Below are 16,011 nucleotides of genomic sequence, written 5' to 3'. Positions count from 1 at the left end.
AAGCCCTCCCGACTGACAAGGCGCCGGGGTGCCTCCCCCCGTCCAATGCGGGGCTCCTGGCGGTGCCGCACGAGGCAGCTCCTTCACTCTTGCACTCATGTGTAGGAGTGATGTGTAAGAGAGTGCCTAACTCCTGCACATGAGTCAACCCGCCGCGCGAATTTGCTACGACGGGCTGTGGTGCAGGAGTCGGGCTGCTCAGTCCCCGGCGGGGATTCGGTAGTCCAATACGAACTGGTCAGCGGCCATGTAGGTGTCGCAGACCTCGACGACTCGCCCTGCTTCAGATTGGGCGTCGCGTGTCAGGTGGATGATGGGTGATCCGGGGCTCAGGCTGAGAGCAACGGTCTCCTGCTTGGTCGCCAACCGGGCGCGGATCGTCTCCGTGAACTCGGCCAGCGTGTGACCGTGCTCCTCAAGCCGGGCGTAGATGCCGCCCCCGCCGGGGTTCTCCTGGAACAGCTCCGGGATGTCCTTCGCGATGTCCCAGGGAAGGTACGAAGTCGCCTCTTCAGTCGGTACGCCATCGCTGAAGTAGAGGCGTCGACGTGCAAGCACCTTGGTGCCCGGCGGGATCGAGAGCCTTTCGGCGATCTCTGATGGCGCTTCGGTGGGGCCGACGTAGAGGACCCGCACGCTGGGTTTGCTGCCAGCCTGTTCGGCCTCGGCGAGGTACGCCGCCTTGCCTGCTGTGCGATGCGACCGCCGGAAGCGATCCGACGACTTGCGGCGCACCGGCGGCCGACTCTTTACGTACGAACCCTTGCCGTGGTGGGTCTCGATCAGGCCTGTCGTGCGTAGTTCGGTCATGGCCTTGCGGACGGTCCCCTGCGATACGGAGTACCGATCCATGAGGTCGGCCTCGCTGGGTACCTGCTCGCCTGAAGGCAGGACCTTCTCCTTGATTTGCTGAGCGAGGTCGTCAGCGATCTGTAGGTACCGTGGCTTCCCGGAATCTCTCGAAGGCGTGGTGCCCATGTCCTTCTGTTCCTCCTATGGTCCTGTACATGAGTAACGCTACCCAGGAAGGCGCGTCAATGTCGCTTCACTCGGTCTCGGTCGCGGGCGTGGTCGTACGTGACGATGGCTGTGTGTTGGCGATCCGTCGCGCGGACAACGGCACCTGGGAGGCCCCCGGCGGGGTGCTCGAACTGGACGAGCGACCAGAAGACGGCGCCGTGCGCGAGGTGCTGGAAGAGACGGGCATCCGTGTCTCTGTGGAGCGATTGACCGGCGTCTACAAGAACATGAGCCGGGGCGTCGTGGCCCTCGTCTTTCTCTGCCGGCCGGTTGGCGGCGAGGTGCGCACGTCGAGTGAGTCCACGGCCGTTGAGTGGCTCACGCCTGAGGACGTTGCGCAGCGCATGGGCGAGGTCTACGCGGTGCGTGTGCTGGACGCCCTCGACTCCGCAGCTCCTCATGTCCGTGCGCACGATGGACGGCGCTTCCTGGAGGCCAGGTGAAGCGGCCTGATCCGTGTGTCAATGAGGCAGTCTGACCAAACTTCGACGGGATGCTCGTAGAGATCACAGAGCAAGATTTCACTTGCCTGTAGCCGAAGTATTTCCCCGCTAGACTTCGTTGCTATGCGTTGGCTGATGAAGCGACTTCCCCCGCTTCCTTCTCGGGCGACTACGGTTAAGAGGAACCTGGATAAGGGGCGTCATACACCTCGAATGCCAAGCTTCCCTCTTTCGGTCCTATTTGCGTTCATTGTGGCGTCTGTCTGCGCTTGGCTGATCTTTACAGGCATGGCAAGCCTCACGGGATCGAATATCGGAATCCTTCCGGGGGGAGCTTCTTCTCTGCCAGCTGATCGACTTTTCGATTTGACCAGAAGTACGGTCACTGCGGCAGGTCTATTGGCTGGTGTTTTCGCAATTGTCTACTCCTACAGGAAGCAGCGCATTGAGGAGGCGACCAGTCACAGGGCCGACGCAGACAGCCTTGGTACTAGGTATCAGGAAGCTGCAGAACAACTCGGCAGTGAGAGCGCCCCTGTACGCTTGGCCGGTGTTTTCGCTCTATCTAGGTTGGCGGATGAAGACAGCGGTCAGCGTGAGACGATCTCTAAGCTCCTCTGTGGTTATCTACGGATTCCGTACAGCGGCGACAAGGAGCATCCTGGCGAGCGAGAAGTCCGCCACACCGTCATCAAGGTGATCTCAGATCACCTCCAAGACCCAGGGGTGGATTCTAGCTGGTGCGGGTACGACCTAGATTTCAGCGGAGCTGTTTTTGACGGCGGGTCGTTCAATGGCGCGCACTTCGTGGACTGTGACGTCAGCTTCAGCGGGTGTATGTTTACGGATGGTACGACGTTGTTTCATCGGACCACCTTCAGGAACGTGCACGTGGACTTTGGTGATGGGGAGAGTGTCCCGGCGCTATTCAATGGGGGGCACGTTCAGTTTATCGGTGCCACTTTTGATGTGGGGGCAACATTCACCTTCATCTTTGCCGAATTCGCATCCTGTAGTGTTGACTTTGGCAATGCGAAGTTCCTCCCGGGGGCGTCTTTTACGTTCAGTTCCTGCAGGCTTGGTGGTGGAGGATTTGTCAGCTTCGGCGGGCCAGTCTGGGTGGGGTCAGAACTCCTCGGTGGGGATGTCCATTTTGCCGGTGCGGACCTTAAATCTGGGGCGCTGAGTTTTATGGGGGCGCGATTCGATGGGTCGCATGTGGATTTGAATGATATTAGGCTGCTCGATGCAGCCATTCTTTTCGATGATGCATCATTTGAATCGGGAAGTGTCACCTTCAAGGGTGCCAGAATGATTGCTGGCGAGGTCTCTTTTGAGGGTGTGGTAAGTCCTGAAAAAATCGTGAAGCCATGGCCGTTGCGTCTTCCGACTCGGCGGGCGCGTGTACTTCGGCGTTTCCGCCGATCACTCTCATTCGCCGCTAGAGTGCCATCTCGAAGGCGCCGGGAACGTTCGTAACGTCGGGGGCTAGTGGAGGGTTCGCGGTGGGGTCTCAGTTGTGGTCTCGATCGGCGCCCGATGCGGCGTTGTCCACCGCGATCCATCACCATCCCAGGCCGCCGCTGTGTAGGGCCATGAGCAGGCGTGAGGACGGTTGCGGATGCCTGCGCATCGAGATCGGACAACTTGTAATGCGTAGGTCGTCGGTTCGAATCCGACAGGGGGCTCGGTACGGCGAAGGCCCAGGGCACCTCTGCGGTGACCTGGGCCTTCGTCTGTCCGGGGTCGTGCGTGGCTAGCCGGTGACGGTTCCGGTCGCCCTGCTCGTGGACGTGCCGTCGTGGTGGCCGGTGCGGTGGGCCGTCACCTTGACCGTGATCTTCTTGCCGCGCTGGGCCGACTTCAGGGTCAGTGAGGCCTTGGTCGCGCCGGTGATCTTCGATCCGTTCGCGTACCACTGGTAGGAGTACGTGCCCGGGGTGGGCGACCAGGTGCCCTTCGAGGACTTGAGGACCTTGCCGACCTCGGCGGTGCCGGTGATCGACGGCTTCTCCGTCGCCTTGGGGGCGGCGCCCTTGGCGATCGTGAGCGGCGAGGAGGTCGCGGTGGCGTCCTGCCGGCCGGGCTTGTGTGCCGTGACGGTGACGGTCAGCTTCTTGTTCAGGTGCGCCGCCGGGATCTTGTACGTCGCGGCCGTGGCGCCCGTGATCGCCTCGCCGTCCGCCTTCCACTGGTAGGTGTACGAGGAGGGGGTCTCCGACCAACTGCCGTTCGTGGCGGTGACCTTGGCGCCGACGGCGGCCGTGCCTGTCACCTTGGGCGCGGTGGTGTTGCGCAGCTCCGGGGCGGTCACGGTGAAGGTGCCCCGCTGGTACTCCCAGCCGCCCCCGATGACGCTGACGTGCCAGTCGCCGGCGGGGACGTCCGTCAGGTCGAGCGTCGCCTTCAGCGTGCGGTTGTCGGCCGACACCGAGTTCGTCTTCGCCGTGAGGGTCCTGCCCGCCTGGGTCAGCCGGACCGTGAAGTCGGGGTGGAGGGCGGTGCCCGTCACCGTGAGCGTGGGCTTGGTGCCGCTGGGGGCCGTGGCCGGCGTCAGGCCGGTCACCGTGACCTTCTCGCCCCCGCAGCGGGCGGACCAGCACTTCAGCGTGGCCCTGTAGGAGGTGGTCGAGGTCTTCTCCGGGAGGCCGAGGACGAACACGGAGGGCTTGGCCGGTTCCGTGGCCGAGTCGTTCACCCCGCAGGTGTAGTCGCCCGGGTCGACCCCGTGGCAGCCGTTCTCCCACGAGCTGTTGTAGAGGGCGGGGACCGCCTCTTCGGTGGCTCCCGTGGTGTCGGAGATCTCGACCTCGAAGCTGTCGTGGCGGGCCGTGGGCAGGACCGCGCACGTGGCCGTGTGCGATTCGTCGAGGGTGCCGGTCACGGGCCCGTACCCGTAGGCGACCGAGGGAACGACGGCGCACTCGGAGACGGGGCCCTCGGCGGTGGCGATGCGCAGGGCGTCGAGGCGGTACCCGGGTGCCGCCTCCCGGTTCACGGGCACCTGGGCGAGGACCTGGTGTGTGGTGCTGCCGGTGGCGGCGCAGGCCCGGGCGCGCAGGGAGCACTCGCTCCTGCCGTCGCCGTCGAAGACGTACATGTCGGCGGTGCTCAGCGCGTCCCGCACGTTGAGGTGCACGACGTCGGTGGCGGCGGGCGTGGTGACCTGGTGGCAGCGGAGGGCGCCGGGCGTGCCCGAGGTGCCCTTGACCGAGGGGCCGCCGACCTTGCCCGCCGGCGTCTTCGCGCAGCCCGCCGACGACGCCGTCGACGTCACGTCGCGCCGCGTCAGCGTGTACTTCGCGGCCTGGTCGCGGCCGGTGACCAGGACGGTGTGGGCCTTGCCGGGCGTGAGCGCGCAGAGCGTCCAGCCGTGGGTGGTGGCGTAGCGGTCGCAGACGCGCTTGCCCGTGGAGTCGAGCACGGAGAACTTGGCGGGCACGTCGCCGGACGTGGCGACGAGCTGCAGGACCTCGGCCGAGGTGTGGGCGTCCGCCGGGATGGTCAGGCAGTGGGAGAAGGTGCCGTCCCCGGTGGAGAAGGCGGCCTTGGCGCCGTCGGCGGCGAAGCTGCCCGCGGGCAGGACGGGGCAGTCGTCCGCCGCGTCCGTGCGGTGGACGGCGACCGCGTACGGGCCGGTGCGGGGGGTGCCGTCGGCGTGGACGAGCGCGCGGTAGGGCGCGGTCCCGGTGAGGGCGCAGTCGCCCGCGGCGATTTCCTCCGCGTCGCACTGCACGGTGCCGGTGCTGTCGAGGACCTCCACCGCGGCGTCGACCCCGGAGGTGCCCAGCGGGGTGAGCGCGGCGACGCGGGCGTCCTTGGGGGCGGCGAGCTCCAGGCAGTCGTACTGTCCTGCCGTGCTGAACTCGCCCTTGTGCAGGCCCATGTCGGCCTTCGCGCAGCCGTTGCCGGAGGCCCGGTCGAGGACGATCAGGCCGCGTGCGGTGTCGTGAAAGGGGTCGTCGCCGTCGAGGGTGGCGGTGTAGGTGCCCGCGGCGGGCAGCCGACAGGGCTGCTCGGTGGTGCGGCAGACGGTCTTGCCGGACCGGTCGTACACGCGGGCGGGGCCGGTGTCGCCCTCCTTGTCGAGGGAGTCGACGCGGTGGCTGCCCGCCTTCTCGGCAGTGACGGTGAAGCAGGGCGTCGTGGTGAGGTCCTGCGCGGTCAGCGGGCCGTAGGGGCGGACCGGTGAGGGCCGGCAGCCCTTGGGGTCGTTCAGGCGGCGCGCCGTGACCGCGTACTCGGCGGGGAAGCCCTTCTCGGCGTACGAGACGTAGGAGAGGGCGCGGTAGGGGCCCTTGCCCGGCAGGACGCAGTTGTCCTCGCCGTCCTCGGGGAAACGGGGGCAGATCCGGGCGCCGGTGGCGTCGGTGATCCAGGCGATGGTGTCGCCGTACGCCTTGGTGCCATGGGTGAGCCGGATGCGGTCGCCGGGCTCGGCCTCGAAGGGCTGGCAGCCGATCTCCAGGGGACCGGTGCTCTTCCTGGTGACGGGCTTCTCGTCCCAGGCGGTCCCGGTGGTCGGGGCGCAGCCGCGGGTGTCGCCGAGCGCCACGACGGTGACGGCCGTCTCGGCGTCGTCGAAGCCGTTGTTGACGACCTTGACGGTGTAGGTGCCCGCCGCGGGCAGGTCGCAGATGGCGCCGCTGCAGTCGATCCGGGTGTCACCGGCGTGGACCTCGGTGTGCGCCTCGTTGTTGCTGTCGTCGAGCGAGACCTGGTGGAGTCCCGCCTCGGTGGCGGTGAAGGTGTGGCAGGCGGTCGCGTCGGGGGCGACCACCGCCCTGCCGACCGCGCCGCCCGGATCGCCGAACGGCGCGAGCGCCAGCGGCGCGCACTCCGGTTCGGCGGCGTGGGCCGCCGTCGTCGGCAGCGCGGACGGTACGAACAGGGCGAGGAGTGCGGTCAGGGCGAGCAGCGCCGCGGTGTGCGCCGTGCGTCTCGCGGAAGTGCGTCTCTCAGAAGGACATGGTTCAGGCATCGAGCCCCCCCAGGCTGAACGGATGATCGGGCGATCGTGGCACAAGGGTGTGACAACGGGCCTGGAGGGGCTACTGATTTCACCTGTTCTCGGCCAGGGGAAGGGGCCGCGCCCGGGACCTCAGCCCCGTCCCGCCACCTTGTCCGCCCACCGGGCAAGGCGGGACGACTCCGCGGTGTGCGTGGTGAGTTCGCGGCGGTCGGCCGCGTGGTACGTGGCGTACATGGCGTGGACGCCCAGCCAGCGGAAGGGTTCGGGTTCCCACTTGCGGACCTTGTGGTCGACCCAGGGCAGCGTCGTCAGGTCCGTGGGGCCCGACTGGCCCGAGTCCTGTTGGACCAGGTCGCGCAGGGTGCGGGCGGCGAGGTTGGCGGTGGCGACGCCCGAGCCGACGTAGCCGCCCGCCCAGCCGAGGCCCGTCGCGCGGTCCAGGGTGACCGTGGCGCACCAGTCGCGGGGGACGCCGAGGACGCCGGACCAGGCGTGGGCCACCCGGACGCCCGTGAGCTGGGGGAAGAAGCGGGTCAGGATCGAGTGGAGGGACTCGATGGTGGCGGGGTGGGTGCGGCCGTCGTTGTCCGTCTTCGAGCCGTAGCGGTACGGGACGCCTCGGCCGCCCAGCGCGATGCGGCCGTCCGCCGTGCGCTGCGCGTACATGTACGCGTGGGCCATGTCGCCGAGGGTCTCCCCGCCCTCCCAGCCGATCGACTCCCACTGGGCCCGCGTCAACGGCTCCGTCGCGATCATCGAGGAGTTCATCGGGAGCCAGGTGCGGCGCTGGCCCTTCAGGGACGCGGTGAAGCCCTCCGTGCAGCGCAGGACGTAGGGGGCGCGGACCGTTCCGTAGGGGGTCGTCGCGTGCTTCGGCCTGATCTCCGTGACCGGCGTCGACTCGTGGATCGTGACGCCCAGGGCCTCCACGGCCGCCGCCAGGCCCTGGACCAGCTTCACCGGGTGCAGGCGGGCGCCGTGCGGGGTCCAGGTCGAGCCGACCGCTCCCGCCACGCGCACGCGCTCGGCCGTCTCGCGGGCGCCGTGCAGGGTGCGGTCCTTCTCGCCGTACGAGAGCTCCGTTCGGTGGAAGGCCTTCAGACGTGCCAACTGGGCGGGGGTGTAGGCGACTTCGAGGACGCCGCCGTGGTGGATGTCCGCCTCGATGCCCTCCGCCTCTGCCGTCGCGATCACCTCGGTGACCGTGTCGTTCATGGCGTGTTGGAGGCGGACCGCGGCCTCGTGGCCGTGCAGCGCGGCGTAGCGGTCGCGGCCCGCGATGCCGTTGTAGAGCCAGCCGCCGTTGCGGCCCGATGCGCCGTAGCCGCAGAACTTCTGCTCCAGGACGGTGATGCGGAGGAAGGGGGCGGCCTTCTTCAGGTAGTACGCGGTCCACAGGCCGGTGTAGCCGCCGCCGACGATGCAGACGTCCGCCGTGGCGTCGCAGGTCAGTGGCGTGCGGGCCGTGGGGATGCCCTGGTCCGCGTACCAGAACGATATGCCGCCGTTGATCGTGCCGACCGTGCCGGTCGCGTCGCTCGTGCTGCTCATGGGCGGACGTTACTGCGCAGGTGGGGGCCGTGGGCAGGGGGTTGCGGAGGGTGCTGGGGCCTTGGTCCCGTGGGGCGGGTCGTTCGGCGGTCGGGGCGCGGGATAGATTCCGATACTTTGAGCGTTACGTGTCGAATCCTGGAGGGCTCAACTCATGGCCGTACACAAGGCCGGGCGCGTCGCCGCCGCGGTGGCAGCGGTGGCGCTGATCGGGGCGGCCGCGTCCGCCTGCGGTCCCGATGAGAACAAGGGCAGCGGCAAGGTCACGGAGAAGCCCGCCGCTTCGGCGGACAGCGGTGCGCTCGCGGGTGTGCCCGCCTCGGTCAAGGGCGGCGTGATCACGGTCGGCGATCCGAAGGCCAAGCATACGGTCAAGCTGTACGAGGACCCGCGCTGCCCGATCTGCAAGAAGTTCGAGGAGACCGGCGCGCAGGCGCTGGTGAAGCCGGTGGCCGACGGCAAGGTCAAGGTCGAGTACACGATCGCCTCGTTCCTCGACAAGAACCTCGGCGGCAGCGGCTCGGTGAACGCGGCCAACGCGCTGCGGGCCTCGGTGGAGGCCGGCAAGTTCCCGCAGTACCACGCCGAGGTGTTCGCCGCGCAGCCGGAGGAGACGGACGACGGCTTCACCCCGGCCTACCTGCTGAAGGTCGCCGACAAGGTGGACGGACTGCGGGGCGACGCCTTCGACGAGGCGGTGAACAAGGGGACGTACAAGAAGTGGGTCGATGAGGCGATGAAGGCCTTCACCGACGACGGCATGGAGGGCACGCCGACCGTCTTCATCGACGGCAAGAAGCCCTCGGGCGACGCGCTGTACGACCAGGCCGCGTTCGCCAAGGAGCTCAAGGCCGCCGGGATCTCCTGAGCGTCCACGGGGCGGTGGGTACGGCACTTCGCGTGAGCGGGTGGCAGGCCAGGCCGATCAGGACCGACGTGAAGTGGCCCAGGTCGGTGAAGGTCCTGCCGGTGATCAGCGGGGTGCCGTACACCGCGAGGACGACGAGGAGATACGCGTACCGCCACGGCGTCGGCACCCAGTAGGTCAGCACCGCGACCACACCCGCCAGCGCGTAACTCACGCCCACGTCAAGGGTGTTGACGGACGACCGCGGCGCGGCCCCGTGGTGGATCGCGAACGCCAGGACGCCCTCGCTGATCAGCGTGGCGAGCACGTGCGCGAGCGCCGCCACCGCCAGCCAGCGCCAGGTGCCGAGCCAGCGCTCGGCGGTCGCGTGGAAGACCGTGTACAGCACGGCGTACGGCAGCCAGCTGCTGCCGTCGACCCAGAACGCGCTGGAGACCAGCACCCGCACCGGGTCGCGGGACAGCTCGTGGATGTTCGTGGAGCGCCGGCGCAGGAACTCGTCCTCGAACTCCGGCGACATGTGGTGCATCGCGACGGTCGTGACGAAGAGGGCCGCGAGCCAGAGGTACGTTCCCGGGGCACCGCGGACGTAGGACCGGATCGCGTGGGGCGCGCGCAGGAGAGGCGCGCGCAGGGAAGGTGCGCGCCGGAAAAATGACATGTGCCGATTCACGCACGCGGCTAGGGTCGCGAACGTGATCGACATTCGCATCCCGGACGAGCTGATCGAGTCGCAGCACACCTACGCGGGAGAGCCGGGGCGGGCCTTCATCGCCGCGCTGCCCGACCGCGTGAACGACATCGTCGAGCGGTGGGACCTCACGCTCGACGGAGACCCCATGCACGGCATGGCCGCGCTCGTGCTGCCCGTGGTGCGCCGCGACGGCACCCCCGCCGCGGTCAAGTTCCAGCTCCTCGACGAGGAGACCGAGGGCGAGCCGGTCGCGCTGCGGGTGTGGGACGGCGACGGGGCCGTGCGGCTCCTGGACCACGACGAAGGCACCGGCACCATGCTGCTCGAACGCCTCGACTCCGGGCGGATGTTGTCGACGATGGCCGACACCCGCAAGGCCGTCCTCGTCATCGCCGAGCTCCTCGCCAGGCTCACCGCGGGGCCCGCCCCGGAAGGCATGCGGACGCTCGGAGACATCGCCGCGGAGATGATCGACGACCTGCCCGGCACCCTGAGGGCGATCGCCGACCCGGCCGAGCGCGCGATCGTCGAGCGGTGCGGCGGCGCGGTGCGTGAGGTCATGGGCGAGCCCGGGGACCGGATGCTGCACTGGGACCTGCACTTCGAGAACGTGCTGGCCAGTGATCGCGAGCCGTGGCTCGCCATCGACCCCAAGCCGCTCGCCGGCGACCCCGGCTTCGACCTCTGGCCCGCCATCGACAACCGCTTCGAGCCGGACGAGGTGCTGTGGCGCTTCGACGCCATGACGGAGGTCCTCGGCCTCGACCGCGAGCGGGCGCGCGCCTGGACGCTGGGCCGCGTCCTGCAGAACGCGATCTGGGAGGCCGAGGACGGGCGCCCGATGGTGGCGGACGACATGGAGATCGCCCGGCGGCTCATGGGGCGTTGAGCGCGGCCGCTGCCGGTTGCCCGGCCGGGCGCGGCCGCTGCCCGGTCGGTGAGACGGCTTTGACCTCGGCGGGGCCCGCGTGGCTTGCTGCCGCCATGATTCGTACCGCAACGCCCGCCGACATCCCCGTCATCCACACCCTGGTCCGCGATCTCGCCGCGTACGAGAAGGCGCCCGACGAGGCCAGGGCGACCGAGGAGCAGCTGCGCGAGGCGCTCTTCGGGGAGCGGCCCGCCGCCTTCGCGCACATCGCGCAGGACGACGCCTCCGGCGAGGTCGTCGGCTTCGCGCTGTGGTTCCTGAACTTCTCCACCTGGCGCGGGGTCCACGGGATCTACCTGGAGGACCTGTACGTACGCCCCGAGGCGCGCGGCGGCGGGCACGGCAAGGCGCTCCTCGCCGAGCTCGCGCGGATCTGCGGGGAGCGCGGCTACGAGCGCCTCGAATGGTCCGTGCTCGACTGGAACGAGCCGTCGATCAACTTCTACCGGTCGCTCGGGGCGCAGCCCCAGGACGAGTGGACCGTGTACCGGCTGACCGACGGCGCGCTCGCGCGGCTCGGCGGTCGTTCCTAGCTCTCAGGGGCCTCCCGGTTCCTAGAACTCGTCCACCGTGTGCGGCAGTCGGGCCGTGCGCAGCGCCTCGTCCAGGGCCGCCGCCGCGCCCGGCGTGTGCTCCGTCGCCAGGCCCGCGCGCACAAAGGCGTCGGTCTTCGTGCCGCCCAGGTAGCTCGCCGCCAGGTCGCGTACGTCGATGGTGAGGTCCGCGGGGTCCTCCGTGGCCCCGTACGCGCAGCCGTCCGGGGACGCCGTCAGGCGGTGGCGGCCCGCGTTGGCCGGGAGGCGGTCGTCGACCACGTCGAGGACGATGTCCACCGGCGCCGCCCAGGAGCGGGACTCCAGCGCCTTGCGCACGTCGATGAGGCGGACCCACAGCGCAGGGAACTCGCCCGTGACGCGCACCTGGTCGCGGTCGGCCGCGAAGAGGTGCAGCGGGTCGTCCAGGGGGCGGCCCCAGGCGCGGATCAGGCCCGTCAGGTCGATCGACGCGAGATAGCGCCAGAGCGCGGCCGCCGCGGCCGGGGTGTCCGCCTCCAGCTCGTCCAGGCGGACCAGGCCGGGGGCGTCGTCGCGGGTCTTGGTGCGGTAGATCGCGTAACCGGCGACGGGGCCCGCGGGGTCGCCGAGGACGACCACGCGGGGCGGCGACAGCTCGTCGTCCTCCTCGTCCTCCTCCACCAGCCACTCCTCGCGCCACCACGCCTCGCCGCGCGCGAGGCGGCCCGCGCGGTCGGAGCGGGTGCGGTCGTAGTACGCGCCGAGGAGCTCGGGGGCGTCGGCCGGGTCGACCAGGCGCAGCGGGCGGTCGTCCGGGGTGATGCGCAGGGCCAGCGGACGGCGGGAGTCGATCTCCACGGTGTGGCCGAGGGTGGCGGGGCCGAAGCCGAACCGGCCGTAAATCGCGTCCTCCGACGCCCACAGGGAGGCGATCGGGGCGCCGTCCGCGGCCGACCTCGCGAAGAGCTCCGCGAGCATCCCGGAGAGCACGCCCCGGCGCCGGTGCGTCGGCGCCACGGAGACGAACGTCAGGCAGGGGCAGGGGAGTTCGCCGCCGGGGACGGACACGGTGAAAGGGAACGCGGCGAGGAATCCGACGAGTTCGTCGCCGTCGTACGCGCCGATGCGGGTGCAGCCGAGCAGCAGGTCCTGGTGGTGCTTGCGCTTCTCGTCCTCCGGGTTCTCGTGGAAGACGAGGTACGCGAGGGAGAGGGCGCGGTCGATGCCCGCTTCGGGGATGTCGCGGAACTGGATGCGGGGCGGCGCAGAGGGGTGGACAGGTTCCATATCCATATAACGGACGGTAGTTCCCGCATGTCGTGAGGGCATCTGGATTTCGGAACGGGCTGTCGGGCGGGTTCTGTCAGGGGATCAGGACCACCTTGCCCATCGTGCCCCGCGTCTCCAGCGCGCGGTGGGCCGCCGCGGCCTCGGCGAGGGGGTAGCGCTGCACGGCCGGGGTGAAGTGGCCCGTGGCGGCCTCGGCGAGCGCGGCCAGCTCCAGGGTGCGCACGGGGTTCTCGCCGCCCGCCCTGGCCATCATCGCCGGGCCGAGGACGTTGACCTGCGTGATGCCGCGCTCGGCCAGCTCCTCGTCGGTGAACGTCAGCGCCTCGTCGTCGTGCAGGCCCTTGCCGGACCAGCCGAAGACGACGTGGGTGCCGCCGGGGCCGAGCAGGTCGACGGCGGCGAGTCCCGCGTCGCCGCCCACGCCGTCGAAGACGACGGTGGCGCGGCGGTCGTCGTGGCGCTCCTTCAGGTACGCGCGCACCTCGTCCGGCCACGCGGGGTTCTTGTAGTCCACGGCGAGGTCCGCGCCGTTCGCGCGCACGCGTGCCGTCTTCTCCGGGCCGCCCGCGAGGCCGATCACGGTGGCGCCGCGGTGCTTGGCGTACTGCGTGAGGAGCGTGCCGATGCCGCCCGCCGCGGCGGGGACGACGACCACGGATTCCGGTGTGAGGTCGGTGAACTGGACGATGCCCATCGTCGTGCGGCCCGTGCCGATCAGGGCGACGGCCTCCGCGAAGTCCAGGTCCGCGGGGAGTTCGTGCAGGCGGGACGCCTCGGTGACGGTCTGCTCGGCGTAGCCGCCGGGGGCGAAGCCGATGTGGGCGACGACGCGCTTGCCGAGCCAGTGGGCGGGGACTCCCTCGCCGAGCTTGTCGACGGTGCCGGCGATCTCGCGGCCGGGAACCGTGGGCAGGGAGGGGAGTTCGGGCAGCGGTCCCCGCACGCCCTCGCGGATCGCGGTGTCCAGGAGGTGCACGCCGGCCGCGGCCACGGTGACGCGGACCTGGCCCGCGGCGGGTTCGGGGGCCGCCGTCTCCTCGTACGTGAGGTTCTCGGCGGGGCCGAAGGCGTGGAGGCGGATGGCGTGCATGGGGACTCCTCGGGTGGGCGCTCGGCCCCTCGGCCGGGCTGCTGTCCGTACGCGGCTTCGCGGCCGGGCTGTTGTCCGTACGCCGCTCAGCTTTCAACCTGAAGCGGACTTGAGGTCAAGCCTCGACCTGGTGAGCGCCAGCGACACCGCCTCCACCGCGCTGTTGAACGACACCTCGGAGAGCAGTCCCGGCGCCGCCACCTGGTCGCCCGCCAGGTACACGTCGTCGCCGCGGTCGATCGCGGGGCGGTCGCGCCAGGTGGTGCCGGGGCGGTCGAGCGCGCCGGTGCGGCCGTTCGCGACGGAGGCGCGGCGCCACGTGAGGCGGTCGCGCCAGCCGGGGCAGCCGAGGTCGAGCAGGTGCTCGGCGCGGGCCACGCCGTCCGCCTTGGTCTCCTCGGGGGAGAGGGGGATCTGTGCCTGGACGAGCTGTTCGCCGGCGGGGGCGAGGGTGCGGTCCTGGGCGGTGAAGCGCTCGACCCAGCCCGTGCGGTCCAGGTCGGAGACGGCGAAGGCGTCGCCCCTGCGGGTGCGGAACGCCACGTCGACGAGCGTGGTGCGGCCGCTCTCCCCGTGCAGGGAGTCGTCGCCGAGGATGCGGCGGGCCGACGCGAGGGAGGTGGCGACGACCACCGGGCCGTCGTGGGCGAGGTCGGCCAGGCTGTCGACGCGGGTCAGCGTCTCCGTGCGGACGCCCAGGTTCCAGGCGAGGGCGGCCATGCGGTCGACGACGGAGCCCCAGCCGCCGCGGGGGTAGTGCGCCTCCGGGGGGAGCTTGGCCGCGCGGCGCAGGCGCTCTTGTACGAAGCGGGCGGAGAGGGAGCCGGGGTCGTGGTGGAACGTGGCCACGGCGACGTAGTGCGCGGCGGCGCGGGCGCCCTCCTCGCCGACCTGGCCCGTCGCCCAGGTCGTGAAGTCCTGGTCCACCGGGGCCTGTTCGGTCCTGCGGCGCAGCAGCTTGAGCATGGCGAGGGGCGGGGTGCGGCGCAGGGCGCCGTGGTGGTGGAGGCGCAGGCGGGTGCCTTCGAGGGGCGGGATCGGGGCGAGCGGGCCGATGAGGTCGCGCTGCTTGAGCCAGGTCCAGTGGGGGCCGCCGTTGTAGAGGGCGTGGGGGCCGTCGTTCGTCTTGTACGTGCCTTCGGCGGTGCGGGCGCGGCCGCCGAGGGTGTGGTGGGCCTCGTGGAGGGTGACGCGGGCGCCTGCCTCGGCGGCGGTGATCGCGGCGGTGAGACCGGCGAAGCCACCGCCGACGACGGTGATGCGGGGGGCGGTGGGCCTGGGGCTGCCGGGCCTCCTGTGAGTGGTGTCGCGCATGGTTCGGGCTCCCTGAGGTCGGTGGAGGGGGGGCTCCTTCCTTGGACGGCCGGGGGTGCGGTGGATGTGACATCGCCCGGTTGTCAGTGGGGGCGTGCACGATGGGGGGATGGCGGAGAAGGCGAAGGCGCAGCGTGTGGTCAGGGAAGCTCGTCGGGCCGAGGTGCGGTTGCCTCCGCTCCGGCCCTTCGGAGGAGGGGAGCTGGAGCCCGACGGGGACTACGACGGGGTGGAGTTCCGGGGGCTCGACCTCGGCGGGCAGGACGGCGGTGGGGCACTGTTCATGGACTCCGCGGTGGTGGGGTGCGGGATCGACGAGACCCGGCTGACGCGTGCGCGGTTCGTGGACTCCGTGCTCACGGAGCTGCGGGGGGTGGGGACGGACCTCGTGGAGGCGTCGCTGCGGGACGTCGAGGTGGTGGACGCGCGGCTCGGCGGCGTGCAGTTGCACGGGGGAGTGCTGGAGCGGGTGGTGGTGCGGGGCGGCAAGATCGACTATCTGAACGTGCGGAAGGCGCGGTTGCGGGACGTGGTCTTCGAGGGGTGCGTCCTTGTGGAGCCGGACTTCGGGCTCGCGTCCCTGGAGAGGGTGGAGTTCCGGGACTGCGCGATCCGCGGGGTCGACTTCAGCGGGACGCGCATGAAGGACGTGGACCTGCGGGCCGCGGGGGAGCTGGAGGTGGCTCGGGGGATCGACTGTCTGGCCGGGGCGGTGATCAGTCCGGGGCAACTGATCGACCTGGCACCGGCGTTCGCGGCGCAGGTGGGGGTGCGGGTGGCCGAGGCCGGGTTCTAGGCGGGGAAGCCGTCAGCGCGGGACGCGCGGGAAGCGGGACTGGAGGGACCAGATCGCCGGGTTGTCCGCCAGCGTGTCGTGGAGGTCCGTCAGGTCGGCCACCAGGTCGTGGAGGAAGTCGCGGGCCTCGCGGCGCAGTTCCGTGTGGGAGAAGGTGAGGGCGGGCTCCTCGGGGTCCATCCAGTCCGCCTCGATGTCCACCCAGCCGAAGCGGCGGGCGAACAGCATGCGGTCCGTCGACTCCGTGAAGTCCAGCTCCGCGTACTGGGGGCGGGAGGCCCGGCTGCCCAGCGGATCCTTGTCCAGCGTCTCGACGATGTCGCACAGCGCCCACGCGAAGTCCAGGACCGGCACCCATCCCCAGGCCGTGGACAGCTCCCGGTCCGCCTTGGTGTCCGCCAGGTACACGTCCCCGCAGAACAGGTCGTGGCGGAGGGTGTGGACGTCCGCCCGGCCGTAGTCCAGCTCCGGGGGGTCGGGGAAGCGGCGGGAGAGGGCGTAACCGATGTCGAGCACGGGTCGATGGT

Annotated in this window: 14 protein-coding genes; 6 read left to right on the top strand and 8 right to left on the bottom strand. The window is 70.2% G+C overall.

The window, feature by feature from the left end; translation table 11 throughout:
• Positions 1 to 198: 198 nt before the first annotated feature.
• Positions 199 to 978 carry a GntR family transcriptional regulator gene (locus tag ACZ4D5_RS34970; protein WP_467776514.1) on the bottom strand — a complete coding sequence of 260 codons (780 nt, stop codon included), beginning with the start codon at positions 976 to 978 and terminating at the stop codon, positions 199 to 201.
• A 17-nt stretch (positions 979 to 995) separates the two neighbouring features.
• Here ACZ4D5_RS34970 and ACZ4D5_RS34965 point away from each other — a divergent pair, with 17 nt between their 5' ends.
• Positions 996 to 1,463 carry an NUDIX hydrolase gene (locus tag ACZ4D5_RS34965; RefSeq protein ID WP_467776513.1) on the top strand — a complete coding sequence of 156 codons (468 nt, stop codon included), beginning with the start codon at positions 996 to 998 and terminating at the stop codon, positions 1,461 to 1,463.
• A 288-nt stretch (positions 1,464 to 1,751) separates the two neighbouring features.
• Entirely contained in the window at positions 1,752 to 2,942 is a 1,191-nt protein-coding gene (locus ACZ4D5_RS34960) for a hypothetical protein (protein WP_467776512.1), read from the top strand.
• 277 nt (positions 2,943 to 3,219) lie between these two features.
• Here the strand turns inward: ACZ4D5_RS34960 and ACZ4D5_RS34955 are convergent, their stop codons facing one another.
• Together ACZ4D5_RS34955 and ACZ4D5_RS34950 are read right to left on the bottom strand one after the other, a co-directional pair.
• Positions 3,220 to 6,444: a Tat pathway signal protein gene (locus ACZ4D5_RS34955; RefSeq protein ID WP_467776511.1), complete on the bottom strand. Its 3,225-nt coding sequence runs from the start codon at positions 6,442 to 6,444 to the stop codon at positions 3,220 to 3,222.
• Positions 6,445 to 6,564: 120 nt separating this feature from the next.
• On the bottom strand, positions 6,565 to 7,986 hold the full coding sequence (locus ACZ4D5_RS34950) for an NAD(P)/FAD-dependent oxidoreductase (protein ID WP_467776510.1): 1,422 nt from the start codon (positions 7,984 to 7,986) through the stop codon (positions 6,565 to 6,567).
• Positions 7,987 to 8,140: 154 nt separating this feature from the next.
• Here ACZ4D5_RS34950 and ACZ4D5_RS34945 point away from each other — a divergent pair, with 154 nt between their 5' ends.
• Positions 8,141 to 8,854, top strand: a complete 714-nt coding sequence (locus tag ACZ4D5_RS34945) for a DsbA family protein (protein ID WP_467776509.1) — start codon at positions 8,141 to 8,143, stop codon at positions 8,852 to 8,854.
• Here ACZ4D5_RS34945 and ACZ4D5_RS34940 read toward each other — a convergent pair.
• The gene (locus ACZ4D5_RS34940) at positions 8,832 to 9,515 is read right to left on the bottom strand and encodes a rhomboid-like protein (protein WP_467776508.1); all 684 of its coding nucleotides are present in this window, start codon (positions 9,513 to 9,515) and stop codon (positions 8,832 to 8,834) included. The genes ACZ4D5_RS34945 and ACZ4D5_RS34940 overlap by 23 nt on opposite strands.
• Between ACZ4D5_RS34940 and ACZ4D5_RS34935 the strand changes: the two genes are divergently transcribed.
• Positions 9,514 to 10,437: an aminoglycoside phosphotransferase family protein gene (locus ACZ4D5_RS34935; protein ID WP_467776507.1), complete on the top strand. Its 924-nt coding sequence runs from the start codon at positions 9,514 to 9,516 to the stop codon at positions 10,435 to 10,437. The two genes, ACZ4D5_RS34940 and ACZ4D5_RS34935, sit on opposite strands and share 2 nt — an antisense overlap.
• A 95-nt stretch (positions 10,438 to 10,532) precedes the next feature.
• A complete protein-coding gene (locus tag ACZ4D5_RS34930) occupies positions 10,533 to 11,012 on the top strand; it encodes a GNAT family N-acetyltransferase (protein WP_467776506.1) in 480 nt (159 codons plus the stop codon).
• A gap of 21 nt (positions 11,013 to 11,033) precedes the next feature.
• Here ACZ4D5_RS34930 and ACZ4D5_RS34925 read toward each other — a convergent pair whose 3' ends face one another.
• From ACZ4D5_RS34925 to ACZ4D5_RS34915, 3 genes are all read right to left on the bottom strand, one after another.
• The gene (locus ACZ4D5_RS34925; RefSeq protein WP_467776505.1) at positions 11,034 to 12,287 is read right to left on the bottom strand and encodes a GNAT family N-acetyltransferase; all 1,254 of its coding nucleotides are present in this window, start codon (positions 12,285 to 12,287) and stop codon (positions 11,034 to 11,036) included.
• Between the two features lie 70 nt (positions 12,288 to 12,357).
• On the bottom strand, positions 12,358 to 13,374 hold the full coding sequence (locus ACZ4D5_RS34920; RefSeq protein ID WP_467776504.1) for a zinc-binding dehydrogenase: 1,017 nt from the start codon (positions 13,372 to 13,374) through the stop codon (positions 12,358 to 12,360).
• Between the two features lie 93 nt (positions 13,375 to 13,467).
• The gene (locus ACZ4D5_RS34915; protein WP_467776503.1) at positions 13,468 to 14,688 is read right to left on the bottom strand and encodes an FAD-dependent oxidoreductase; all 1,221 of its coding nucleotides are present in this window, start codon (positions 14,686 to 14,688) and stop codon (positions 13,468 to 13,470) included.
• Positions 14,689 to 14,797: 109 nt separating this feature from the next.
• Here ACZ4D5_RS34915 and ACZ4D5_RS34910 point away from each other — a divergent pair, with 109 nt between their 5' ends.
• Complete coding sequence (locus tag ACZ4D5_RS34910; RefSeq protein ID WP_467776502.1) at positions 14,798 to 15,484, top strand: pentapeptide repeat-containing protein; 687 nt, start codon at positions 14,798 to 14,800, stop codon at positions 15,482 to 15,484.
• 12 nt (positions 15,485 to 15,496) lie between these two features.
• Here ACZ4D5_RS34910 and ACZ4D5_RS34905 read toward each other — a convergent pair whose 3' ends face one another.
• Positions 15,497 to 16,000, bottom strand: a complete 504-nt coding sequence (locus ACZ4D5_RS34905) for a hypothetical protein (RefSeq protein WP_467776501.1) — start codon at positions 15,998 to 16,000, stop codon at positions 15,497 to 15,499.
• Positions 16,001 to 16,011: the final 11 nt, after the last annotated feature.

This window comes from Streptomyces sp. NPDC025651 (genome assembly GCF_055558735.1).
Note: the sequence above shows the minus strand (reverse complement) of the source record. Positions and strands in the feature narration are given on the sequence as shown.